Source organism: Actinomycetota bacterium (genome assembly GCA_014360655.1).
GTDB lineage: Bacteria > Actinomycetota > Geothermincolia > Geothermincolales > RBG-13-55-18 > JACIXC01.
Genome location: JACIXC010000013.1, coordinates 58,187 through 80,644, shown reverse-complemented (window position 1 = coordinate 80,644; position 22,458 = coordinate 58,187). Strand labels below are relative to the sequence as shown.

Genomic DNA, 22,458 nt, shown 5'->3' with positions numbered 1-22,458 from the left:
TCCCGTCCGTGGCTTTCGGTTTACCCTTCCTTCAAGGCCCCTTCTTCCCCGCGAGAATCCCAGGGAAAGCCCATATATCATCGGGGAAGGCCCGAACATACCGTAAGGGCGGAAGAGGGCAACCGAGTCGGTGGGGAGAAGCAAGATGAGAAAGAGGCTCAGGCGCCTGAGAAGACTCGGCGCCCTCCTGGTGGCGGCAGGGAGCCTGGTGATAATCTCGGGGCTGCTCATGCCCCTGGCGAGGGACACCTGGGGCCAGGCCTACAACGGATTCGCCGGCCCCAGGTATCACTCGTTGGAGTTGAACAGGGTGGCCGGCATGTACGGGGTGGGCATGGTCTTCGTGGCCGTCTCCCTGCTGGCCTGCGCCATGGGCGTCCTCTTACCCTCCCTTTCCGGCTCCGGAAAGTGGGCTTCGTATTTCGCCCTACTGGGCTTTCTCATCTCCTTTTTCTGGTACATGGCGGCGAGCGACCGCGAGGGCTTCGGGCGCATGGACGTGGGGTTCGCCGTGGTGGTGGCGGGCGAGGCGTGCGCTTTCGCCGGGGCTGTCCTCTGCGGTCATTGTTCCCGCAGGCTGGAAAGGCTGGACAGGTGGAAGCTCATCGCCGACGCGAGAAGAGCCCGGAAAACGTGACGGGACGGATGGAAAGCGCCCGCGACTGGCTAAAGCGGCGCGGTCAGGGGTGCCCGCCGCTCTTATCCGCGAGGGCAGCCACGTAGGCCTCGATCTCGGCGACCGCCGCGTTGCGCGACGACGAAGCCTTCCAGCCGCGTTCCTGCAGGAGCTCCTCGAATTCCTGGTCGAAGTACTCTATTCTCCCCTGCATGCTCGGAGCGTGACGCGTGAAGATGGTCTGGCGGTTGCCGGCCATGGATACCGATATGGCGGCGAACCAGTCTCCCACCAGGGTGACGTTCTCGTCCTCGTCCATCCTCTCGTTTATGGCCACCTGGACCTTCTCCTCGGGCAGGGAGCGGAGGAAATCGAGCAGCGTCTCCAGCCTGGCGATGCGCGCCCTCTCGCTGTACCCCGTGTAGACCCCCGGGTTCACGATCAGCCTGCAACCGGCCTCCTGAGCGTGCTTCTCCAGGGCCAGGCGCTCCCGCCGCTGCAGTGTCTTATGGTAGTCGCCGGATCCGCGGGGTTCGTAACGTATATCCCACACGGGATCCGACAGGACCCGGTTGGGGATGTTGAAGGAACTGTAGGCCCCCTTCTGCCGCACCATCCCGTATTCCCCCATGTCCGAGACGCTGTTGGCATATCTTACCATGAAGGCCGTGCGTTCCTCCGGGAGCTCCGCGCATTCGTAGAGGGCGAAGCCCTCCTCCTGGCAGGCGTTGACAAGGTTTTCGAAGACGTCCGCCGTGAGCTGCGTCCTCATCTCCGCGGGGTCCTCGCTCAGCATCATGGCGTGCAGCTCCCGCAGCATCTCCCCCGGCAAGGCCCCCCTGGCCACGGGGAGCACGGGGACGTGCAGCGCCATGGCGTAGCCTATCTCCTGGTGCACCCATCCCCGCCTGTTCGATGACTCCGTGATGAGGGGAAGGAAGACATGGGCGTGAGCGATACGCATGCGTATCTGTTCCGGGAACCCGCGACCGAAGGCGAAATCGCGGTCCCACATGGGTCGCAACCCGGCATCCTCGAGGACGCTCACGATCTTCTCCACCAGGTCGCCGTCCTCGTGCGAGTAGCTGATGAAGACACGGTACCTAGGCATGGGAACGGTACTCACCCCCTTTTCCCGCCGGCGCCTCCGGAACCCCCGGCCCCTTGCGTTCCTCCGCCCTTTTCCTGCGAAAGGTGATCCTGCCCCGGGAAAGGCCAAGGCGGATCGCGTCCTGCTCGCATAACTTGCCCGCGATGAGCCGGTACGCCAGGGGCTCCACCACCAGGTCGTCTATGGCGCGTTTGAGGGGGCGTGCCCCCAGGGCGGGATCGTTTCCCGCCGCGACCAGGAAGTCCAGTACCCTGGGGCTGGCCTCGACCTTGATGGGGATCCTGGAGAGCATCAGGCGCGCTATCTCCCGCAGCTCCTCGCGCGCGAGGGGGTTGAAGACCACCACCTCGTCGATGCGGTTGAGAAACTCGGGGCGGAAGAAAAGGCGCAGCTCTCCTTCCAGCTCGTCCCTGAGCCCGCGCGCTCCGCGGTCCCGCGCGCCCCTGCGGCCCGCCTCGAACCCCACGCGGGGCCTGTCCCGGAGGCGGTCCGCGCCCACGTTGGAGGTCATGATGATGACGGCATTGCGGAAGTCGACCAGCCGGCCCAGGCCATCGCTCAAGCGGCCCTCCTCCATGACCTGCAGCAGCAGGTCCAGCACGCGCCGGTCGGCCTTTTCCACCTCGTCGAGGAGGACCACGGAATAGGGATTCTTCTTCACCGCCTCGGTGAGCATGCCTCCCCGGTCGGAGTCCGTGTATCCGCGGGAAGAGCCGATGAGACGGGAGATGGAGCTCCGGTCGTAGCATTCCGACATGTCCACGCGGATGACCTTCTCCTCGTCGTCGAAGAGCACCTCGGCCAGCGCCTTGGCCAGCTCGGTCTTGCCCACCCCCGTGGGCCCCAGGAAGAGAAAAACCCCCACGGGACGCCGGGGATCACGCAGGCCGGCGCGCGCGCTGCGTATGGAGTGGCAAACGGCGCTCACCGCCTGATCCTGGCCCACCAGCCTCCTCCTGATCAACGACTCCATCTTGAGCAGCTTCTCGCTTTCGTCGGCGGTTATCTTCCCCACGGGTATGCCCGTCCAGTTGGAGATAACCCGCGCCACGTCGTCCCTGGTGATGAGGTTGATGGGGACCGCGGGGGGGACGGGATGGCGCGAAAGCGCGCTTTCCTTCTCCTTCCCGGAAAGGCGGCCGGGCTCCCCGAGGCCGTAGAAGGACTGCAGGCGGCGGTGGGAGCATGCCTGGTCCAGCAGGTCGAGGGCCTTGTCCGGCAGGCGCCTCTCCGGCAGGTAACGCATGGAATATTCGACCGCGGCGCCCAGCGCGTCATCCATTATCTTCAGCCCGTGGAAAGCCTCGTACTTCCCGCGCAACCCGCGCAGTATTCCCAGCGTGTCCTCGGGGGTGGTTTCGCCCACGTACACGGGCTGGAAGCGCCGTGCCAGGGCGGGGTCGCTCTCGACGTAGGCGCGGTACTCCCCGTAAGTGGTGGCGCCGATGCACTTGAAGTCGCCGCGGGAGAGCGCGGGCTTGAGGATGTTGGAGGCGTCGAGTGCGTCCATGCTTGCGCGGCCCGCACCGATGAGGGAATGCATCTCGTCGATGAAGACGATGAGGTCGGGATCATCCCGGGCCTCGTTGACGAAGGCGAGCACCTTTTCCTCGAAGGAACCCCGGTAGACGGTCCCGGCGACCAGCGCCCCCACCTCCACCGTCCGCACGCGTTTCCCCCTCAGCTCGGGGGGCACCTTGCCCTCCACGATGAGCTGGGCGAGGTTCTCCACGATGGCGGTCTTGCCCACCCCTGCGTCACCCACCAGGACGGGGTTGCTCTTCTTCCTGGAGAGCAGTATCTGTATCAGCTGGAGGGTCTCCTTCTCGCGCCCGATGATGGGATCGAGCTCGCCGCGCCTGGCCTGCTCGGTGAGGTCGCGCCCCAGGTTCTCCATGAGCTGCGAGGTCTTCTCGGTGCCGGGTTGCTCCACCGCCTTGCGGCGCCGGTAGAAGTCCGGGGTCCATGCACCGTGGCGGAGCATGGTGCGCAGGAGATTCGCGATCTGCTCCGGGTCGGAACCCTGGGCCTTGACCGCGCGCGCAAGCGGGCCGCGCCCTTCCTCGAGCAGGGCGACGAGGACATGGGGAGCCTCCACCTTCTCGTGGTTGAGGCGCGCGGCTTCCCCGGCGGCGTTCGCCAGTATTCTCTGTGCCCTCTCCGTCAGGTAAACCTGAAGGGAGCCGCCGGATCCCCTGCGCAGCCCCCCGCGCACCCTTTCCGCCGCCTCGCCCATGTCGGCTCCCGCCATGGCGAAATGCCGCCGCAGGTTCAGGTCGCCCAGCTCCACGATGCCCAGGAAGAGATGCCCGGGGCCCAGCCCCCGCTGCCTCAGCTTCCAGCAGGCGTGCATGGCGTAGGTGATGGCGAGCTTCGCGGATTCCCCCAGGTCCTCAAGCATGTCCGCCCTCCAGGCAGTCGCGCGCGCATGCCATTATGTTCCATGTGATGGGTTGAAGCGGGAAGCGCGCCCCCGGCGCGCAGACGGCCCCGCGCCGTTCCCCCGCGCCCAATTCGGTTTCCATGTCGGCCGCCCCTGTCACGGCGTGCACGCGTGTCGCAGGAAGTCGTCCGCGTCCACGTGCATGGCCAGCTGCTGCCGCGCCGGCAGGCTGGAGAGCTCGAAGGACCTTTTCCCGGAGAGGGAGCTCATCTCCACCAGGGCCTCCATGGAGCGGGCCCCGTAGAAGTACCTGTTCACCCTCAGGAAGGCGTGGAGCACGCCGGGGTTGATGCTGGCGTTGCCGGAATCGTCGATGAGTCGCGGCGCTTTCCTCGCCAGGATGGTCCTCAAGAGGAAGGCCCTCCTGAGGATGAAGTTCTCGTCGACGTAGTCCTCGCTCTCCAGCCTGTTCGGGCCCAGGATGTTCACGAAGCCCTTGAGGCGGCTCAGGAAATCCTCTTTCTTGGCGATCCTCTCCGCCTCCCTGTTGTCCACCTTCCCCTGCTTGAACTCCTCCACGGTCGCGTACTGGCTGCCCGCGAAGATGAAGATGGCGGGTCCGATGGGGTGGAAAACCCCTCCTTCCCGGAAGCGCCCGTCCTGCATGGGCGCCAGGAAGTGCTTGAGCCAACCCAGCTCCTGGCCCGCGAGGGGGGTGTCGAACTCGTCCCAGAAGACGAGGGGGAGGTACTGCTCGAGCACCATGTCCCTCACCTTGTGGAAAGCGGCGGGAAGCTCGTTTGCGGAGGAGAACTGGGAGAGGTTGAACTCGCGGTCCTCTATGAGGTCCGGGTAGAGGGACCTGGCCATCTGCTTGATGGCGAAGGATTTGCCCGATCCGGGAGGGCCGAAGACGGCGAGGGAAAGGGGCTTTTCCAGGCGGGCGCCCGCGCGGTAGCGGTTCACGTATTCCGCGACGATGTTGCTGATGGAGCGCATACTCTCTATCTCCACGCGGTCCACGGAGGACCACTGCCCGATGCGCTCGAGGGGGATCTCCGTGAGCGACCTCTCGGGTCCTATGGAAATAATTTCCATAGCCTTCTTCAGCTTGTCCTCGCCCGCCAGCTTCACGTTCAGGATGTTCTGCCGCTCCCCGGTATCGAAGGCGAGCTGCACGTCGGTGAATGCGGCGGCAGGTCCCTTGAGAATGGCGCCGGCCACCGTCTTGAAGGGGAAGCGCAGGCGCAGGGCGGGGAACCTCGCGCCGTTCTCGTACCCCATGCGGTGCAGGGTGCGGGAGGCACTGCAGCCCCGTTTCAGGGCATCCATCATCCTCTGCGCGCCGCCGCCCCCGGCTATCTCCCAGATGAGCGCGGCCGCGATGCAGGTCCCGTAGCCCACCATGTCGCCGGGGTGCTTTTTCTCCCAGTCTCCCTCCTGGTTCTTGGGGTCGAAGACCAGCCAGCTTTCCCGGCCGCCTCCATCTCCCCTCGTGAGCAGCACCGCGCCCGAGGCACCCAGGGAGACCGCGACGCGTTTAGCCTGGTTGAGCTGCTCGTGGGCAGCGACCGCGTTCACTATCTCCTCGTAGACCTGCTCCCAGGAAATGGCATAGCCGATCTGGCAGCCGCTCTTCCTCAGGTCGCTCACCGAGGTGAACACCGTCAGGCGGTCGGCATGTTGCTCGCAGAGGGTCTTGAGGAGGTCGTTCCCGTTGAGGGGGTCCGCCGTCTTGATGAATATGTGCGCTGGCATCCCTGTCGCCGCCCCGCCGCCGGCGAGGAAGGAGGGCCACGACGCCTTGTCGCTCCGGAAGCCGAGGTTGGTGTCCTCGATCACCAGGATATCCGGGACACCCTGATCATCGGGGCCGTTCTCCGCCGCACGCGTGCGGGCGGCGCCGGAAGGACGGGGCCGGTCCTCTCCCAGGAAGTCGCTTATCCTCCAGGCGTATTCCCCGCTGTTCCCCGCTTCCGCCGGGAAGGGCTTCCAGGTCATGTAGGTCCTGGCTACGCCCGTGGAACCCGGTTCCCGCAGGGCTTTCCTGTTGAAGTGCGGCCTTGAGATCTCCCGGCTCGTGTCCCCGCTCAGCTCCTTCATCTTCAGCAGGAGGTCGGCGAGGAGGGCTGCCCCTCCGGCCTGCGCGGCGGCCTGGCAGTTGGACAAACCCCACCTGTGGACGATGTCCACGCCCTTGGTTTTCGCCCCCCCCGGTCGCAGTATCTGCCAGTCGATGGTGATGTCCCCCACGATCCGCACCAGCTTCTTTCCCCCCATCTTCACCTCCGCTCGTCAGGCGTCCGCCTCGCGCAGCCCCTCCACGATCAGGCGGCCTTGCTCCTCCCCCAGGGTGGTCGGTTCGCGGGTACCGGGCTTGCGGTTGCCGGCCCGCACGATGAGCACCGGTTTCCCCTGCGAGCGGGCGCGCGCCACCATCTCCCCCGTGCCGCCCCGCCCCTGGGCCTCGCGCCCGTCCCAGACGGCGATGAGGACGTCGCAACGGTCCACCACGTAGTCCCCACCCTGGGCGTAGCCCTCGTCCCTGTCGGGGTTTGCGGGGAGCTCGATTATCTCCGAGGCCTTTTTCAACAGTTCGGTGAACTCGGCGCGGGAGGTCGATCCCTCCTCGCCGAAATCTCTCACGTAGTCCTCGAGGGGAAAGGGGATGACGGCGACGAGGCGCGAGGCGGGCCTGCGCAGCACCGCTTCCGCCACCAGGCGGTCGGCCCCCTCGGCGAGGGAAGAGAGCACGACCAGGGCGCGCTCGCCGTAAGCGTCTCGGAGCAGGTCCAGGGCCCTCTCGATGCCCGCGATTATTCTCTCTTCCTCCACGAGGATGCGGTGACCGGTTACCCCGATCTTCAGGACCTCCGGATCCCCTGCAGCCCCCATGCCGAACACCTCGCGCCATCATGCGGCCCAGCAGCCGGGCGTACTCACGGCTTCCCTCATTGGCTGAAAGAAAGCAACATTAGTATAGCAACGGAAAAGGCAATTATCACCATGGATCGCGCAAAGAATGGGTGGGTTTGGGGAAAGGGTGGGTTTGGGGAAGAATCTCCAGAACGGGAGAGAGGCCCCCTTGATATCCCGATGGGAAAGCAAGACCGGTTCATGAAGGTGGTTTCTCTCAATGAAGGTGGGCCATGGATGCGCTTGACAGGGACGGGCGCGGGGCGACAATATGTAACCTGATCCAAAACACTCCGGGTAGGGCACGGGGCTTGCCGCCGCAGGGCTTTCGCCCGTTTGCGGCATGAGGGCTTCGGCGGAGGCGGGGCGCCTGCCGCACCGGGACACCCTTCGCGGCGGGCGACGGCGGATCACGAGGTTTCCCGGCGGGGGAGACGGGTGAAAAAAGGTCATGGGGGTGGTGAGGATTGTCGGGTAAGTCGGGCACGAGAGTCCCGCCCATGGCGGGCTTCGGCAACCTGTCGCGCCTTAGGAAAGCGCTCCTATACCTTGCCCTCCTGCCCTCTTTTCTGGTGAGGAAGCAGGGGGAAAGACGAGCATCGGCGGGCGAACGGCGCGACGCCCGCCACGATCTCATCGTGCAGGAAGAAGCGAACCTCGAGGAGATCTGACCGGCGGCCCGGGAGGCAACCCCACTCGCTATGGTGTCAAGGGGTCGGAATACCGGTGTTTGAACAGGTACTTGAACACAAATGCCGGTCACGACCCGCGCGCCGGTCATCTTCAAGGCAGAAACCAGGGCATTGCCCGGGGCAAGGTCCGCAACCCTACCCGGAGGCGTTGGCCGGCACCTGCGTTTTGGCCGGGGTGACTCGCCTCCGTGTCTGCCCGGGCAGGGGCGAGGTCTGACCCCCGAATGCTCCTACTGGTTTTCGCCCTTCCGCTTGGCCATCTCCTCCTCGCGCAGGGCGCGCCGCAGGATCTTGCCCACCATGGTCTTGGGCAGCTCCGGCCGGAACTCCACCATGCGCGGCACCTTGTAGGGGGCGAGGCGCTCGCGGCAGAAGGAGACGATCTCCTCCTCGCTGCACTCGCAGCCCGGCTTGAGCACCACGTAGACCTTCACCGTCTCCCCCCGGTACTCGTCCGGGATGCCCACCGTCACCGCCTCTTGCACCGCGGGATGCTCGTAGAGCACCTCGTCCACCTCGCGCGGATAGATGTTGTAGCCGCCGGCGATGATCATGTCCTTCTTGCGGTCCACGATGTAGAAGTAGCCGTCCTCGTCCATGGTGCCGATGTCGCCGGTGTAGAGCCAGCCGTCGCGCAGGGTGGCCGCCGTCTCTTCCGGTTTTTGCCAGTAACCCTTCATGACCTGGGGTCCGCGGATGATGAGTTCCCCCGGCTCGTTGAACCCCAGTTCCGTCTCCCCCGTCTCCACGTCCACGATCTTGGCCTCCGTGTCAGGGAAGGGAATGCCGATGGAGCCCACCTTCTTCATGCCGAAGATGGGGTTGGAGTGGGTGACGGGAGAGGCCTCCGAGAGCCCGTAGCCCTCGGCGAAGATGCCGCCGGAGATGCGGCTGAACTGCCGGATGACCTCCACGGGGATGGGGGCCGATCCGGAGTTGCACAGCCTTATCTTGTCCACCCCGTAGGACAGGGCGTCGGGATGGTTGAGGATGGCCACGTAAAGCGTGGGCACCCCCGGGAAGAAATTTGGCCTGTATTTCTGTATCACCTGGAGCATCATGTTGATCTCGAACTGCGGGATGAGGACCATGGCCCCGGCGTTGAGGATGGCGTTGTTCATGCCCACCGTCTGGCCGTAGGAATGGAAGAAGGGGATGACGTCGAGGTAGACGTCCCGCCCGCGCTCCACGAACTCCTTGGCCCAGGCGGCGCACTGCATGGCGTTGGCCAGCAGGTTGCGGTGGGTGAGCATGACCCCCTTGGGAAGCCCGGTGGTGCCGCCCGTGTACTGCAGGGCGGCAAGGTCCTCCTCGGGGTCGATCTCCACCTCCGGGACCTCGGGATCCGCGTCCGCTATGACCTCCTTGAGAAAGTAGACGCCCGGCCCCTTCTCCACGTTGGGGGGCGCCGGGGTCTCCATGTAGTCGGTGATGCTGGAGGCGATGAGCCTCTTCAGGGGGCACCTGTCCTTAACCGCCTGGATGCGCGCGTCGAAGAGGTCCAGGTAGATGAGGGTCTCCGACCCGGAGTCGTTGAACTCGTACTCAAGCTCCCTTTCCACGTGCAGGGGGCTGATGTTCACCACGGTGGCGCCCGCTTCCAGCACCCCGTAATAGGAGATGACGAACTGGGGCGAGTTGGGGAGCATGATGGCCACGCGGTCGCCCTTCTGCACGCCCATGCCGCGCAGTGCGGTGGCCAGGCGGCGCACCTGGTCGCGCAGGTCGCCGTAGGTCAGCTTCTGGTCGAAGTAGATGGTGGCCACGTTCTCGTCGTACTTGACGCAGGTCATCTCCAGGAGCTGGTAGAGGGGTATGCGCGGGTAGCGGATGCTCTCGGGGACGAAGTAATCGTAATGCTTCAGCCAGACTTTTTCCATTTTATACCACTCCCTCCTCGCTTCACGCGGTCCTGATCGTCCTGCCTGAAACTGCCTGAACCGGCGTCATTCCACCGGTTTCCACGCGCCCGGGCGCTCTTGGCCCGCATTTCGCGCCCGGTTTCCACGCGCCCGGGTGCTCTTCACCCGCGTTTTACCGGGTACCGAAAGCACCTGCGGTTTCCCGGTATGTCCACCGGCTGCCGTGGCCCCCGCTTGCTGCGGGACCGCCATGCTTATCCCGGCTTGTGTTGCCGTTGTTGCTTCCAGCCGGGTTCGATGCCGGTGCCCCGTCCCCTGCCGGGAATGCCGCGCACGCGATATAGAGTATCCTCTTACGTGTGCCCGGCATGGGTGCCATGCGCAGTCGACCTCACCCGTCTCGCAAGCCGTTTGCGACGAACCATCCACTTATTAATATAGATGCTTGCTGTGCTTGCTGTCAATTTTTCGCCCCGTGAAGCGGGTTTGGTCTTGTACTCGCCCTGGTGGCGATAGGCGTCCTCGCTATGGAGGCCGTCAAGGTGGTGGAGGACGTCCTTGTGGTGAAAGCAGTCATGGTGGTGAAAGCCGTCATGGTGGCGAAAGCCGTCCCCCGGGATCCTATTCCGCGTAGTTATGGAACCCGCGCCCGCTCCTGCGGCCCAGCAGCCCCGCCGCCACCATGCGCCGCAGCAGGGGAGGGGGGAGGAACTTTGGGTCCCCGGTCTCGTCGTGGAAGCGCAGGGCCAGGTCGAGCACGGTGTCGAGCCCGAGGTTGTCGGCGATCTCCAGCTGCCCCAGGGGGAGGTTGAAGCCCAGGCGGGAGGCCTTGTCCACGTCGTCCGGGGTGGCCACGCCCGCCTCGACCAGCGAGACGGCCTCCAGGATGGCGGGGAGGAGTATGCGGTTGAGGATGACCTCCCTGCGCTTGCTCCGCTCCTCCTCCGTCTCGTGCGCGCCACGGACGGGCGGGAAGTAACTCTCGCGCTTGCCGCTCGCGTAGTCGTAGAAGCCGCGCCCGCTCTTGCGGCCCAGGAGCCCCGCCGCCACCATGCGCTTGAGCAGGGGAGGGGGGAGGAACTTGGGGTCGCGGGTGTCCTCGTAGATGGCCATGGCGGCGCGGTAGCCCACGTCCAGGCCCGCGTTGTCGATGATCTGCATGGGCCCCACCCCGGCATCGAAGCCTCCGGTGGCGCGGTCGATGTCCTCCGGCGTGGCCAGGCCCTCCTCGATCAGGCGCACCGCCTCGATGTTGGTGGGGATGTTGACGCGGTTGGCCACGAAGCCGGCATGGTCCCTGTGGACCAGGACGGTCTCCTTGCCCAGGCTGCGCGCCCAGGCGTCCGCGGCGCGCATGGTCTCGTCGGAGGTGAGCACCCCGCGGATGATCTCCACCAGGCGCATGAGGGGGACGGGCCCGAAGAAGTGCACGCCCGCCACCCGGTCCGGACGGGAGGTGGCGGAGGCCAGGGAGGAGATGGGGATGGCGGAGGTGTTGCTGCACAGGAGGGCGTGGGGGGGACAGATGCGGTCCAGCCGCGAGAAGACCTCCTTCTTGAGCGCGGGTTCCTCCGGCACCGCCTCGATCACCAGGTCCGCGTCACGGGCGTCCTCCATCTCCGTGGTGACGGCGAGGTTGGCGAAGGCCGCTTCGTACTGCTCCCCCGTGACCCTTTCCTTGGCGAGCAGCCTGTCAAGGCTGCTCCTCACGGCCTCCATGCCCGCCCGCAGTCTCTCATCGCTCACGTCGCACATGGTGACCCGGTAGCCTGCGCAGGCGGACACCTGGGCGATGCCGTTGCCCATGTACCCCGCCCCCAGCACGAACACATTCTCGACGGACACCGCGCACCTCCTTTGAAGACGGTTGCCGCGCTGCGCGCAACCGGTTGCCTTGCGACCGGGGCAGGCGTGCGGGATCCCCGCGGATGGGCCCGACCGCCCGCGCCCGCGTGCATCCCCCGGGGACCTCCCTTCAGGTTAAGTAAAAGGCAGGGAGGCGGGAGGGGTCAATTCACGCGGCCCCGCTTTCGTTTGCGGCCCCCTGTTTTTTCGCGCCTGGACCGTGTTTTAAATATAATGTGATGGAAAATCACGGGTGGAAGGCGGCAGGGGATGCGGCCTGGTGAACGGCGAGGCAAGGAGGTCTGGAGATGGGCACGGGCGAGATAATCACCATCGCGACGGTGACCGCCAACTGCTACCTGGTGAAGGGCGAGGTCCCTTACCTGGTGGACACCAACGTGCCGAAGGCGAGGCGCAAGGTCATGGCGGCGCTTACCGCGCAAGGGCTCTCGGCCGGCGACCTCAAGTACATACTCATCACCCACTACCATTACGACCACACGGGTAACCTGGCGGAGCTGAAAAAGCTGTCCGGCGCCCGCGTGGCGGCAGGGGAGAAAGACGCGGCGGTGATCCGCGGCGCAAGTCCACAGCGTGGCCCCGGGGACATATCCCTGGCCGGGCGCCTGCTGCGCAGGCTGCCGGCCTCGCTCCTGCAGAAGTACCAGCACTTCGACGCGTGCGAGGTGGATATGGACCTGCGGGAGGGGGACGCGCTGGAGGAGCTGGGCCTTGAGGCGCTGGAGCTCCCCGGGCACACGGAGGGGGGAGTGGCCTTTTACTCGCGCGAGAGGAGGCTGGCCTTCATCGGCGACATTGTATCCAATTTCTTCCACAGGCCCGGTCCGCCCTTCCTCTCCTTCAGCTACGACAGGGAGGCCATCCTGGAGTCCATGCGGCGGCTCGGGGAGCTGGACCTGGACTACGCCTATCCCGGGCACGGTTCGGTGATCGGCCCCGGCGCCGCGGAGAAGATACGCGCGCTTGCGGGAAAGCTCGCCTCCCGCTGGGGATCAGCCTGAACCCCCCGCAAGTTCATGGCATCTGGGAGGCGCGGAGCGAGACCGTTAATCGGCGGCCCGGCCGCCGGAAGAAGGAAGGGGAAGGGCGAAGGGAGGGGGCGAAGCCCCCTCCCTTGCGTGCCCGGAGGACTTTATTTGACGATCTCGAAATGCGACACGTCGTGGATGCTCCCCGTGCGCTCCTCCGCCCACACGGCGCGCACGCGCATCCCCACCTCTAAGTTCTTCTCGTCGTGCTCGTTGCAGTAATGCATCATGCGCGTGTTGGCCCCGTCCAGGTTGACCCAGATGGAGGTGAAGGGAACCTGCATCATGCCGCCGTGGTTGGGGTCGATGTAGGGGAAGCGCACGATGGTAAAACCTTCCAGGGTCCCTTCGGGCCCCACTTCCACCCACTCGTCCATCTCCACGAAGCAGCGGCCGCAGACCTGGCGGGGAAGCATGTATACCGTGCCGCACTTGCCGCACTTGGTGGCCAGGAAGCGTTTCTCCTTGAGCCCGGCGAGGAACTTGCTCCAGTAGTAGCCGAGGTGCCAGTGGAAGTCGTACTCGATGTGCCCGGACTCCAGGGTGAGCAGCTCGTAACCCTCGGGGGTATGCGTGCGCTTGCGCTTGTCCTCGTAAAGCCCCATGTTCTTCATCCGTCTCACCTCCTCCCCTCACGGCAGGTCCGCGCCCAGGATCATCACGTCCGACCAGCTGCAGCCGCCGAAACCGGTGGCCAGCGCCTTCCTCACGTTCTCCACCTGGCGCGCCCCCGCCTTTCCCATGATCTGCCAGGCGGCCTCCCCGATACGGATGAGGGCCGTGGCCCCGATGGGGTTGGTGGAGATGACCCCTCCCGAGGGGTTGATGGGCAGCTCGCCGTCCATGTGGAAGGTCCCCTTGCGCACCAGCTTGGGGGCCTCGCCGTGCTCGCAGAACCACAGCGAGTCCATCCACTTCACCCCGCAGGTTGAGGCGGGCAGGTAGAGCTCGGCCACGTCGAACTCCTTGAGCGGGTTGGTAATACCTGCCAGCCGGTAGGCCTCGGCGGAAGCCCGCTCCAGGGTGGGCATGAAGGTCCACTCCAGGTCCCCGAAGTGCGTGTAGTCGTGGCGCACCACCGAGGCGTGCACCCATGCCGGCCTGGGGCAGAGCTTCCTGGCCTTCTCCTCCACGGCGAAGATGACCGCGCAGGCTCCGTCGGAGCGCGGGCACATGTCCAGGAACTTGATGGGGTAGGAGAGCATGGGGGAGTTGAGCACGTCTTCCACGGTCACCGCCTGGCGGGAGTGGGCGTAGGGGTTGTTGAGGGCGTTGTTGCGGTCCCGCGCCGCCACGATGGCCGCGTCCTCCTCGGTGGCCCCGTAGGCCTTCATGTACATGGAGTACTCGGTGGCCAACGGGCCGATGGCCCCGGCGAAGAAGTCGCGTTCCAGGATGGGGTTGGCGCAGGTGGCTATGGCCGCCTGCGTGTCGGACTCCGAGTTCTTCTCCCAGCCCACGGCCATGACCACGTCGAAGAGGCCGCTGGCGCAGTGGTAGTAACCGCAGGCGCCCACGGTGGTGCCCGTGGTGCCGCCGGTGGTCACCTTGAAGACCGGCTTCATGCAGGCGCCCAGCCCGTCCACCGCCCACATGTCCACGTAGTTGATGTTCTCGAAGTGGTCCATGTTGCCGATGACCACGGCGTCGATGTCGGCGATGGTCAGCTCGGCGTCGTCCAGGGCGCGGGTGACGGCCTCGGCGATGAGCTCCACGCCGGAGGCGTCCAGGCGCTTGGCGGCGTGGTGGGTCTGTCCTACACCGATGATACCTACTCTTTTACCCATGGCGCGTCACCTCCTCATCTGCCCAGGACCCACACGCAGTGGGACTGCCCGCACATGCCGTTGATGCCGTGGGCCAGGGCCGTCCTGACCTCGCCCACCTGGTGCTCGCCGGCCTCTCCCCGGATCTGCAGGACGCATTCCGCCAGCTCCGCCAGTCCGGCCACCTGCACGGGGTGGGCGGAGAGCCTGCCCCCGGAGGGGTTCACCGGGAGCCTGCCCTCGAAGTCGAACCAGCCGCGCTCCAGGTACTCGCACCCCTTGCCGTCCTCGCAGAACCCCAGGCCCTCCAGCCACAGGGGCTCCATGTAGGAGAAGGCATCATAGACTTCGGCCACGTCGATCTCCCGCAGGGGATGGGAGATGCCGGCCATGGCGTAGGCGCGTTTTGCGGCCTCCTTGAGGGCGCGGGTGTCCGCCAGGTCACGGTCCCCCAGGCGGTAAGCGTCGCTGCAATGGCCCACTCCCAGTAACCACACGCGCTTCTTGTGCGTGGAGAGCTTCTTGGCCTGCCTCTCCGCGGCCAGGACCAGCGCCGCCGCCCCGTCGGTGACCGGGGAGCAGTCGAGGAGCTTCAGCGGGTCGGCTATCTTCCGCGAGCCCATCACGTCCTCCACCGTGATATCCATGGGGAAGAGGGCCAGGGGGTTGCGCATGGCGTTCCCGTGGTTCTTCACCGAGACCAGGGCGAACTGTTCCTCCTTGAGGGCGTACTTGGTCATGTAGCGCCGCGCCTGCAGGGCCGCCGAGGAGACGGCGTCGATGCCCAGCTTCCTCTCCACCAGGGGATCGAAGGCGCAGTTGGTGATGCCGTTCATGTTGCTCTCCGTGCCCTTGTGGTGGGCGCACACCAGGGTCACGCCGAAGCTGCCGGAGAGGATGCGCATCATCCCGTAGAGGGCGCCGAAGGTGCCGTCCCCCTCCACGGTGGTGATGTCCTTGCCGAAGGCCCCCGAGGCGTCGGATATGGCCATGCTGGAGATGGTGCGCCCGTCCCAGAAGTCGCTGGAAACGGAGACCACGTTGTCCACCTCGTCGCGGGTTATGCCCGCGTCCTCCAGCGCCCGCCTCGTGACGTCGTAGACGAGTTCCGCGAAGGTCTCCGGCTTTCCCTGCTCGTACTTGGTCTGGGCCACGCCGATGATGGCAACTTTTTCCATGAAAATCACCCCGCTTCCTCAACCCAGGGGCCGGAAGTGCCTGATGTCGAGGATGTTGCCCTCGCGCTCCTCCTCGAGCACCGCCTCCACGCGCATGCCCACCTTCACCTTCTCCGGCTCGACCTCGCCGATGAAGTGGAGCAGGCAGGTGTCGGCTCCGTCCATGCGCACCAGGCCGTAGACGAAGGGCGCCTGTCGTGGATGGAGGGCGGGTTCCTCGTAGCGCACGATGGTGTAGCTCTCAACCGTGCCGGTGCCCGGGAGCTCAACCCAGTCGTGGGGTTCCCCGTAACAGTGGATGCACTTGGCCTTGGGGGGAACGAAGACCGCACCGCAGGAGGGACAGCGGTTGGCCCATATCTTGCCGTTGTCGCGCAGCTCGCAGTAGAAGCGGCTGAGGGTGCTCCCCACCGTCCAGGAGTAGGGGACGCTTATCTTCCCCTCATGTACCAGGACCTGTACGTCCTTTTTCCAGTCGCTCATAACCTCACCTCCCTCACGCGTGACGGGCCTCTGCTCAGGTTGTCCGCATGTTCCCGACATCCATCACCCCCTCGCCTTCCCCGCGTCTCGCGCGCTGATCCCGCGTGGTCCCTTGTGCGGATCCCGCGCACGCTCCCGGCAGCAGTGCGAAGTCCGTGCCTCCGTGCCGGCGGGGTCTCCCGCCGGAGGTGGTTCCGGCGGAGGCCCGTTCGTCCCGTGCATCGCGCGCAGGATTATCGCAAGAGCCGACGGGCCGTACATTCCGCCGCGCGCCGCGGGGGCGTTCCGCGATGTATTAAGCAAGCGTTAATATTTTAATACTTTTCCCCGGCGCCGTCACCCGTGGCCGTCTGCGCGTAAGGAACGGCCGGCGCGAAGGGCAGATCCGCGCCCGCAGGGCTGGAAAAGACCGGGTCGGCCGCAGCGAGCCTGCACGCAAGACCGCTACTCGGCGGCTCGGCCGCCGGAAGAAGAAAGGGAAAGGGTAAAGGGAGGGGCGAGCCCTCCCTTGCCCTATGCCACGTACATGGCCGCGGCCTGACCCCGGGATATGTCAGAGGTTGAGGCGGTCGGCCAGGTAGCCCAGCCCGTACTTCTCCAGCGTCTCGCGGGTGGGCATGCCGTCCGGCGTCATGCCGCGGTACTCGTAGAACTCGCGCAGCATGGTGTCCATGTCCGGGACGGACCCCGCGATGCCCCCGTCCTCCACGGGGGTCATGATGCGCTTGCCGATGCGGTCGTCGGCTCCCGTGGCGCCCCAGATGTGGCCCAGGCATCGCTGCAGGAACCATACCCGGGCTCCCGCCTCCATCATCTTCTCCACGTCCCAGCCGTACCCGGCAACGGCGTTGAAGAGCTCCGCCCACTGCGTGACCGAGTAGATGGTGCCCGGGAACTCGCACCAGCAGGCGGAGTTCATGATGCAACCCAGGTCCGCGGTAAGGGCCACGGCCTCCGCCTTGTACTCTGCCGATTGCGGCTGGTAGTTCTTGTCCAGCCCTATCTCGGGATACTCGATGGCCCCCCACTCAAGGAGGAAGGTGAGGTTGGATACGTGGCAGGCGCCCCGGATGGAAACGGCATAGGCGAGGCCATCCCCCCAGTTGCAGCGGGGGTCGTGCATGGGGGCTTCCAGTCCCTTGGAGTCGGTGAGGAAGGCGTCCGCCCCTCCTCCGATCTCTTCCGCGGCCGCCCGTGAACCCTTGGCCAGCAGGGCCCCCAGCTTTCCCTCCCTTGTGACGATCTTGGGGAGGAGGTCGATGACGGCGTCCACGTCACCCCACTTGAGCTCCACGCCGTCGTAGTCCTCGGGCTTGAGGATGCCCGCCTCGAAGCAGTCCATGGCCCAGGCGACGGTGGCACCGCAGGTGATGGTGTCCATGCCCATGCGGTTGCAGAAGTCGTTGATCTTGCACAGTGCTGCCAGGTTGTCGTTCATGATCATGGTGCCGAAGGAGGCCTGCGTCTCGTACTCGGGTCCCGGGCCGGGTCCCATGGCGTAGGGCCCCTCCTTCACCTCCACCACGGGCTTGCAGCGCACCGCGCATCCCCGGCAGCTGGCGTGGTCCACTATGAAGCTGTCGGCGAGGGCGATGCCGGAGAGTTTCTCCGCCCCCTCCTCCCACAGGCCCTGCCCCCAGTTGCGGGTGGGCACGTCGCCTTCGTACATCTTGGCCTCCATGTTGGCGCCGGTGCCGAAGGCGGAGATGGCGCTACAGAAGATGCTGTCCTTCACCAGCTCGCGGTGCTCCTCCTGCATGGCCTTGACCTTCTCGGGGTCGGCGTACTCCATCTTCCTGTCGCCCTGGGCGGCGACGGCCTTGACGTTCTTGGAGGCCATCACCGTGCCCATGCCGGAGCGGCCGAAGTGATGCCCGTAGTCGTTGGTGATGCTCCCGAAGGGGACCCCGTTCTCGGCGGCTGGCCCGACCGCGAGGACCTTGCACTGCTTGCCGTGCCTTTCCTTGAGGATGTCGGTGGTCTCGTAGACGTCCTTTCCCCACAGGTCTTCGGCGGGCGCGATCTCCACGCTGTCGTTGCCCAGCAGCAGGTAGACTGGCCTATCCGCCTTCCCCTTGAGGATGAGGGCGTCGTAGCCGCAGCGCTTCAGCTCGGGGCCGAAGTTACCCCCGCACGAGGCCTGTCCCCAGATGCCCGTCAGGGGGGAGCGCGCTCCCACCGAGAGGCGGCTGGAACCGGAGAAGCCGATCCCGGTGAGAGGGCCGGTGGCGAAGATGAGGAGGTTGTCCGGGTCCAGGGGCGCGGCGTCCAGGTTCCCGCGGTCGTAGAGGAGCTTGGCCGCCAGGCCGGCCCCGCCTATGTAGTCGCGGTAGATCTGCTCGTCCAGCTCTATCTCGCTTACCGTGCCGGATGTGAGGTCCACCTCCGCCACCTTGCCCATGTTGCCGTATGCCATCAGTATCACCTCGCTTTAATTACCGCTGTCGTTCCGGGGGACGTGACTTGCTCGTCGTCCTCGGGGCACATGTCCCGGTCTGACCCCGAGGCGAGAACTCCCGCCGAAAGGAGATCCGCACATCGCGCCATGGTTTGTTCGGGCTGGGCAGCAACCCCCCTCCGCCTTCCTTTCGCCTTCCCTCGCCGGCTCTCGCGGGGGAATGTGCGCTCCGCGCCATGGGCTCATGCCCCCGGGATTGCCTGACATGGCGCGGTGGAAGCGGTCAGTTCAGCGACATGACCTTGGTGAGCCTGGTAAGGGCTCCCAGGTGGGTGAACATGCCCTTGATCTTCAGCTCCCTCTTCAGCAGCTTCTTCACCACGCCCAGGCCGGTCTCGTCGAAATACCAGGGCAGCCCGAACTTGATCTTGATGTTGGCCAGGTCCAGAAGGGTGGCGGCGTCGGTGGAGATGGATATGTTCGGCTTGCCCACCTCGCCGCCGTAGACCACAAGCCTGCCGCGGTCGAAGTCCATGGTGATCTTGGCCTCGGCGTCCTCGGCGTGGATGAGCACACGCGCCTTCAACTTGTTGAAGTCATTCAGCTTCTCCGGCTTCTCCAGGTTCGCCTTGAGCATGTCCGCGAGCATCCCCGCCAGGGGGACCTCCTCCGCGCCCGTTCCCAGGCTGATGTCGGCCATGTCTCCTCCTTTCCTCCTAAAAGCCCCATCCTTTCAGGGACGATATTCCTTCTTACGGAGCCCTGCCGTATCGCGGGCTGTACCGCTGCGCCGCACCGTCGTGAAAGGCACTCGCTTCCCGCGCCCGGCGCCCTTCCCCAAGCCCCTCAGTAGGCGTTCTTCAAGACCTCGAGCACCTGCTCGGCCTCGAAGATCATCTTGGGGTTGAAGACCACCGGTCCGGTGCCCAACGTGAGGTCCGCTATCTCGGGGAGCATCTCCTCGGGGACGTTTACCTCGCGCAGCGTCTGTGGCACCCCCATCCTCTTGGTCAGCTCCCACACCGCGGCGGTCGCGGCCTCCGCCGCCTCCTCGTCGCTCATGCCCTTCTCCTTTACCCCCATGGCCTCGGCGACGAGGGCGTAGCGGTCCGCGCACTCGTCGAGGTTGTACTTCATGACGTGCGGCAAAAGGATGCTGTTGGCCAGCCCGTGGGGGACGCCGCAGACGGCTCCCACCGTGTGGGCGATGCCGTGCACCAGCCCCACCTGGGCGTTGCCGAACGCCACGCCGGCCATGGTGGCCGCGATCTGCTGCTGCCCCCGGGCGAAGAGATCGTCCCCGTTCTCCACGCAGCGGGGGAGATACTCCATGATGAGGCGGATGGCCCCGAAGGCCATGGTGTCCGATATGGGCTCCGCCGGGGTGGCGTGTATGGCCTCGATGGCGTGGGTGAGGGCGTCCATGCCGGTGGTGGCGGTGAGCATGGGCGGGAGCCCCTGCGTCATCACCGGGTCCAGGATGGCGGTGTTGGGGATGATGTAATCGTCCCCGTACTCGATCTTGATGTTCCTGTCCCAGTCCTTGATGACGTAGAAGTAGGTCACCTCGCTCCCCGTCCCGGCGGTGGTGGGGATGGCGATGTGTGGGGTCTGGGGGCGGGTGAGAAGCTGGTACCCGGAGTAGTCATGCAGGTCGCCGCCCTCCTTGAGCAGGATGGCCGCACCTTTTGCGGTGTCGATGCAGCTGCCGCCCCCCACGCTCACCAGGCAGTCGGCGCCCGCCGCGCGCGCCATCTCCGCCGCCTGGCTTGCTATGTGGAATCCCGAGTCCTGGGGGCACTCGTCGAACATGCCCACGAGGCGGCTCCCCAGCCCCTTCTCCACCTTCTCCACCAGTCCGGCTTCCTTTACCCCCTTGTCCGTCACGATGAAGGCCCGGGAGCACTTGAGGTAATCCACCTCGGACCCGACGTCGTTGACGGTGTTGATGCCGAAGACGATGCGCGTGTAGTTCCTGTAGATAAAGGCGAGGTCCTTGTCGTAGGCCATGCATACCACCTCCCGTGAGTCCGGAACACCTCCTGCGAGCCTCTTTCGGTGCGGTCGAAAGGCCGCTTCTTCTCAGCGCCGCCCCGGGGCCGGTGTAGGGGCCGCCAGGTCTGCCTCGATGCCTATACGTAAAGTCGCCGCCCGAGGGCGGAAAACGTCCGCCCTCGCGATATCGCCGCTCGCGCCTGGAGCCGACCCGCCTCCTCCCGCCGCGCAGTCCGCGCGGGTCCCCGGGGAAGCGCCGCCGGGGACCCGCGCGCCGTCCCTGAGCAGCGAAGGGCTCAGATGCCGAACTTCTCCCCGGCCGTCTTCAGGAGCTCACGCAGGCTCTCGACCTCCTCCGCGCTCAACTCGTCGGGGAAGCGAGGGTTGGTTTCGGCGGAGAGCTCCACCAGCCTGGTGGCCGCCTTGACCGCCCGCACGATGGTGGGGAGGTCCCCCTTCAGCTTGAGCTTTCCCTGCATCATGCCCTTGACCGTGTCCAGCTCCTTCTTTATGACCGACTTCCAGCGCTCGTACTCGCCGGTGATGACGAAGTCGCCGGCCTCGCCGGCCTCGGGGGGGACGATGCGCATGGAGCGGCAGTCGCCGTGCCAGAGGTCCATGAAGATGTAGAGGTCCTTGTCCAGGCCCACCTCCGGCTTGGCCAGGACCTTGATGACCACCGAGCCCTCCCAGTCCTTGGCCGCCTCCTTGTAGGCGGCGTCGTTCTGCACCGCCTTCTCGTACTGGTCCACCCATTCCGGGGTGCCCATGATGTAGGGTGGGGAGGAGGCCGCTTGCCTCTCCTTGACCAGTTCCTGGTAGGCCTGTTCCCATTCATCCGTGCCGTAGGTCAGAGCCATGACTATCCCTCCTTCGTTTCACCTCGCTGGATCCCCCAAATCGTGCCGCCTTTCCCGCCTTGCGGCGCGCCGCCGGCGCCACCGCCTCCTAATAATATATGCAAAACAAGTAAAACTGAATAGGCATCATAAAATATATACGGCATATACCGATATTACCCCCGCGCGGAGCGGGTTAAACCGGACACGCCGCCGGGCCTGCCGCTGTTGTGATAGCATGGTTGTCGCGGTGTTCCCGCTCGAGGCCGGTCGACCGGAGCAAGGAGGGAAAGATGTTTCACGAGGAGCTCTGCAACCTGTGCGGCGACTGCATCCTCAAATGTCCCTACATGGATTACGACCGCGAGCAGTCCATCGAGCAGTTCCGCCGCCTCAAGGAGGGGGAGACGCCCGAGATCGTGAGCGAGTGCGTCACCTGCGTGGCATGCAACCAGTTCTGCGAGAAGGGCGCCAATCCCTTCGACCTCATCCTGGAGCGCCAGGAGGAAACGGGAGTGCTGAACATCCCGGAGGAGAACACGCAGCTCTTTCGCAACCTGCCCAACGCCCCGAGCGAGGTGGTGGAGGGCGAACCCGACCGGCCGGTGCTCTCGCTCTGCAGCGTGGGAGACCTGATACCGGGGCTGTTCGAGGGGCCCCTCTTCGCGGGGTGCACCTTCCTCAAAGGGGGCAGGTACTTCTGCAACGTGGGATGGGTGCATCTCGGATACCACTCGCCGGTGCGCGATGGCGCCCGGAGGGTGGTGGACAGCCTGGCCGAGAGCGGCGCGCGGGAGATAGTCCTCTACCACGACGACTGCTACGCCCTTCTGGCGGCCATGGTCAAGGATTACGGCGTGGAGGTCCCCTTCCGCCCCGTGCACATCATCGAGTACCTGCTGGAACGCGCCAGGGAGCGCCGCGACGAGATAAGGCCCCTGGGGTTGAAGGTCGCCTACCAGCAGCCCTGCGCCTCCCGCTACACCCCCTGGAAGGACGAGTGGCTGGACGAGCTCTTCAACCTCATCGGGGTGGAGAGGGTGGAGAGGAAGTTCGACCGGAGGCACGCCATGTGCTGCGGGTCACCCATGGTGCCGCGCGACCGGGAGAAGGCCATGGAGATAAGGAGGCGCAACGTCGATGACGCCGTGCAGCACGGGGCGCAGGCCATGGCCTACCTCTGCCCCTTGTGCGTGCTCAACCTGCGCAAGACGGCGACGGCGGCGGGGCTGGAAAACCACCACCTCATCGAGCTCTTGAAGATGGCGCTGGGCGATACGACCTAAACGCAACGCCTCGGGCCAGGCGCTATATGCTGCGGTTTA

18 protein-coding genes are annotated in these 22,458 nt (G+C 65.7%); 4 read left to right on the top strand and 14 right to left on the bottom strand.

Annotated features, from left to right (window positions below; translation table 11 throughout):
- Positions 1 to 145 precede the first annotated feature (145 nt).
- Complete coding sequence (locus H5T73_09765) at positions 146 to 637, top strand: hypothetical protein (protein ID MBC7248051.1); 492 nt, start codon at positions 146 to 148, stop codon at positions 635 to 637.
- Positions 638 to 680: 43 nt separating this feature from the next.
- Here H5T73_09765 and H5T73_09760 read toward each other — a convergent pair whose 3' ends face one another.
- The 4 genes from H5T73_09760 to H5T73_09745 form a co-directional block, all read right to left on the bottom strand.
- Positions 681 to 1,727 carry a toll/interleukin-1 receptor domain-containing protein gene (locus tag H5T73_09760; GenBank protein MBC7248050.1) on the bottom strand — a complete coding sequence of 349 codons (1,047 nt, stop codon included), beginning with the start codon at positions 1,725 to 1,727 and terminating at the stop codon, positions 681 to 683.
- Positions 1,720 to 4,128, bottom strand: coding sequence for an ATP-dependent Clp protease ATP-binding subunit (locus tag H5T73_09755; GenBank protein MBC7248049.1), 2,409 nt, complete (start codon positions 4,126 to 4,128; stop codon positions 1,720 to 1,722). The genes H5T73_09760 and H5T73_09755 overlap by 8 nt, the downstream gene beginning before the upstream one ends.
- Before the next feature lie 138 nt (positions 4,129 to 4,266).
- Entirely contained in the window at positions 4,267 to 6,390 is a 2,124-nt protein-coding gene (locus tag H5T73_09750; GenBank protein MBC7248048.1) for a hypothetical protein, read from the bottom strand.
- 15 nt (positions 6,391 to 6,405) lie between these two features.
- Complete coding sequence (locus H5T73_09745; GenBank protein ID MBC7248047.1) at positions 6,406 to 7,005, bottom strand: hypothetical protein; 600 nt, start codon at positions 7,003 to 7,005, stop codon at positions 6,406 to 6,408.
- Between the two features lie 488 nt (positions 7,006 to 7,493).
- On the opposite strand from H5T73_09745, the gene H5T73_09740 reads away from it, so the two are divergent.
- Positions 7,494 to 7,697 (top strand): hypothetical protein, encoded by a 204-nt coding sequence (locus H5T73_09740; protein MBC7248046.1) that lies wholly within the window; start codon positions 7,494 to 7,496, stop codon positions 7,695 to 7,697.
- 251 nt (positions 7,698 to 7,948) lie between these two features.
- Here H5T73_09740 and H5T73_09735 read toward each other — a convergent pair whose 3' ends face one another.
- On the bottom strand, positions 7,949 to 9,598 hold the full coding sequence (locus H5T73_09735) for a long-chain fatty acid--CoA ligase (protein ID MBC7248045.1): 1,650 nt from the start codon (positions 9,596 to 9,598) through the stop codon (positions 7,949 to 7,951).
- Between the two features lie 603 nt (positions 9,599 to 10,201).
- The gene (locus H5T73_09730) at positions 10,202 to 11,425 is read right to left on the bottom strand and encodes a 3-hydroxyacyl-CoA dehydrogenase (protein ID MBC7248044.1); all 1,224 of its coding nucleotides are present in this window, start codon (positions 11,423 to 11,425) and stop codon (positions 10,202 to 10,204) included.
- A gap of 308 nt (positions 11,426 to 11,733) precedes the next feature.
- Between H5T73_09730 and H5T73_09725 the strand changes: the two genes are divergently transcribed.
- Positions 11,734 to 12,447, top strand: coding sequence for an MBL fold metallo-hydrolase (locus tag H5T73_09725; GenBank protein ID MBC7248043.1), 714 nt, complete (start codon positions 11,734 to 11,736; stop codon positions 12,445 to 12,447).
- Between the two features lie 131 nt (positions 12,448 to 12,578).
- Here the strand turns inward: H5T73_09725 and H5T73_09720 are convergent, their stop codons facing one another.
- The 8 genes from H5T73_09720 to H5T73_09685 form a co-directional block, all read right to left on the bottom strand.
- Complete coding sequence (locus H5T73_09720) at positions 12,579 to 13,097, bottom strand: Zn-ribbon domain-containing OB-fold protein (GenBank protein ID MBC7248042.1); 519 nt, start codon at positions 13,095 to 13,097, stop codon at positions 12,579 to 12,581.
- Positions 13,098 to 13,106: 9 nt separating this feature from the next.
- Positions 13,107 to 14,261, bottom strand: a complete 1,155-nt coding sequence (locus H5T73_09715; protein ID MBC7248041.1) for a thiolase family protein — start codon at positions 14,259 to 14,261, stop codon at positions 13,107 to 13,109.
- A gap of 14 nt (positions 14,262 to 14,275) precedes the next feature.
- The gene (locus H5T73_09710) at positions 14,276 to 15,418 is read right to left on the bottom strand and encodes a thiolase family protein (GenBank protein MBC7248040.1); all 1,143 of its coding nucleotides are present in this window, start codon (positions 15,416 to 15,418) and stop codon (positions 14,276 to 14,278) included.
- An 18-nt stretch (positions 15,419 to 15,436) separates the two neighbouring features.
- Positions 15,437 to 15,901, bottom strand: coding sequence for a Zn-ribbon domain-containing OB-fold protein (locus tag H5T73_09705; protein ID MBC7248039.1), 465 nt, complete (start codon positions 15,899 to 15,901; stop codon positions 15,437 to 15,439).
- A 553-nt stretch (positions 15,902 to 16,454) separates the two neighbouring features.
- Positions 16,455 to 18,317: an aldehyde ferredoxin oxidoreductase family protein gene (locus H5T73_09700; protein ID MBC7248038.1), complete on the bottom strand. Its 1,863-nt coding sequence runs from the start codon at positions 18,315 to 18,317 to the stop codon at positions 16,455 to 16,457.
- A 265-nt stretch (positions 18,318 to 18,582) separates the two neighbouring features.
- A complete protein-coding gene (locus H5T73_09695; GenBank protein ID MBC7248037.1) occupies positions 18,583 to 18,999 on the bottom strand; it encodes an SCP2 sterol-binding domain-containing protein in 417 nt (138 codons plus the stop codon).
- 146 nt (positions 19,000 to 19,145) lie between these two features.
- Positions 19,146 to 20,309, bottom strand: coding sequence for an iron-containing alcohol dehydrogenase (locus H5T73_09690; GenBank protein MBC7248036.1), 1,164 nt, complete (start codon positions 20,307 to 20,309; stop codon positions 19,146 to 19,148).
- A gap of 281 nt (positions 20,310 to 20,590) precedes the next feature.
- Entirely contained in the window at positions 20,591 to 21,154 is a 564-nt protein-coding gene (locus H5T73_09685; GenBank protein MBC7248035.1) for an SCP2 sterol-binding domain-containing protein, read from the bottom strand.
- Positions 21,155 to 21,426: 272 nt separating this feature from the next.
- Between H5T73_09685 and H5T73_09680 the strand changes: the two genes are divergently transcribed.
- The gene (locus tag H5T73_09680; GenBank protein ID MBC7248034.1) at positions 21,427 to 22,419 is read left to right on the top strand and encodes a (Fe-S)-binding protein; all 993 of its coding nucleotides are present in this window, start codon (positions 21,427 to 21,429) and stop codon (positions 22,417 to 22,419) included.
- Positions 22,420 to 22,458: the final 39 nt, after the last annotated feature.

Excerpts from the sequence above, each read along its gene's own strand:
- H5T73_09705 (MBC7248039.1), bottom strand. The coding sequence starts at position 15,901 with ATGAGCGACTGGAAAAAGGACGTACAGGTCCTGGTACATGAGGGGAAG.
- H5T73_09750 (MBC7248048.1), bottom strand. The coding sequence starts at position 6,390 with ATGGGGGGAAAGAAGCTGGTGCGGATCGTGGGGGACATCACCATCGAC.
- H5T73_09765 (MBC7248051.1), top strand. The coding sequence starts at position 146 with ATGAGAAAGAGGCTCAGGCGCCTGAGAAGACTCGGCGCCCTCCTGGTG.
- H5T73_09690 (MBC7248036.1), bottom strand. The coding sequence starts at position 20,309 with ATGGCCTACGACAAGGACCTCGCCTTTATCTACAGGAACTACACGCGC.
- H5T73_09685 (MBC7248035.1), bottom strand. The coding sequence starts at position 21,154 with ATGGCTCTGACCTACGGCACGGATGAATGGGAACAGGCCTACCAGGAA.
- H5T73_09715 (MBC7248041.1), bottom strand. The coding sequence starts at position 14,261 with ATGGGTAAAAGAGTAGGTATCATCGGTGTAGGACAGACCCACCACGCC.
- H5T73_09735 (MBC7248045.1), bottom strand. The coding sequence starts at position 9,598 with ATGGAAAAAGTCTGGCTGAAGCATTACGATTACTTCGTCCCCGAGAGC.
- H5T73_09755 (MBC7248049.1), bottom strand. The coding sequence starts at position 4,128 with ATGCTTGAGGACCTGGGGGAATCCGCGAAGCTCGCCATCACCTACGCC.
- H5T73_09725 (MBC7248043.1), top strand. The coding sequence starts at position 11,734 with ATGGGCACGGGCGAGATAATCACCATCGCGACGGTGACCGCCAACTGC.
- H5T73_09745 (MBC7248047.1), bottom strand. The coding sequence starts at position 7,005 with ATGGGGGCTGCAGGGGATCCGGAGGTCCTGAAGATCGGGGTAACCGGT.
- H5T73_09710 (MBC7248040.1), bottom strand. The coding sequence starts at position 15,418 with ATGGAAAAAGTTGCCATCATCGGCGTGGCCCAGACCAAGTACGAGCAG.
- H5T73_09760 (MBC7248050.1), bottom strand. The coding sequence starts at position 1,727 with ATGCCTAGGTACCGTGTCTTCATCAGCTACTCGCACGAGGACGGCGAC.
- H5T73_09680 (MBC7248034.1), top strand. The coding sequence starts at position 21,427 with ATGTTTCACGAGGAGCTCTGCAACCTGTGCGGCGACTGCATCCTCAAA.
- H5T73_09695 (MBC7248037.1), bottom strand. The coding sequence starts at position 18,999 with ATGGCCGACATCAGCCTGGGAACGGGCGCGGAGGAGGTCCCCCTGGCG.
- H5T73_09700 (MBC7248038.1), bottom strand. The coding sequence starts at position 18,317 with ATGGCATACGGCAACATGGGCAAGGTGGCGGAGGTGGACCTCACATCC.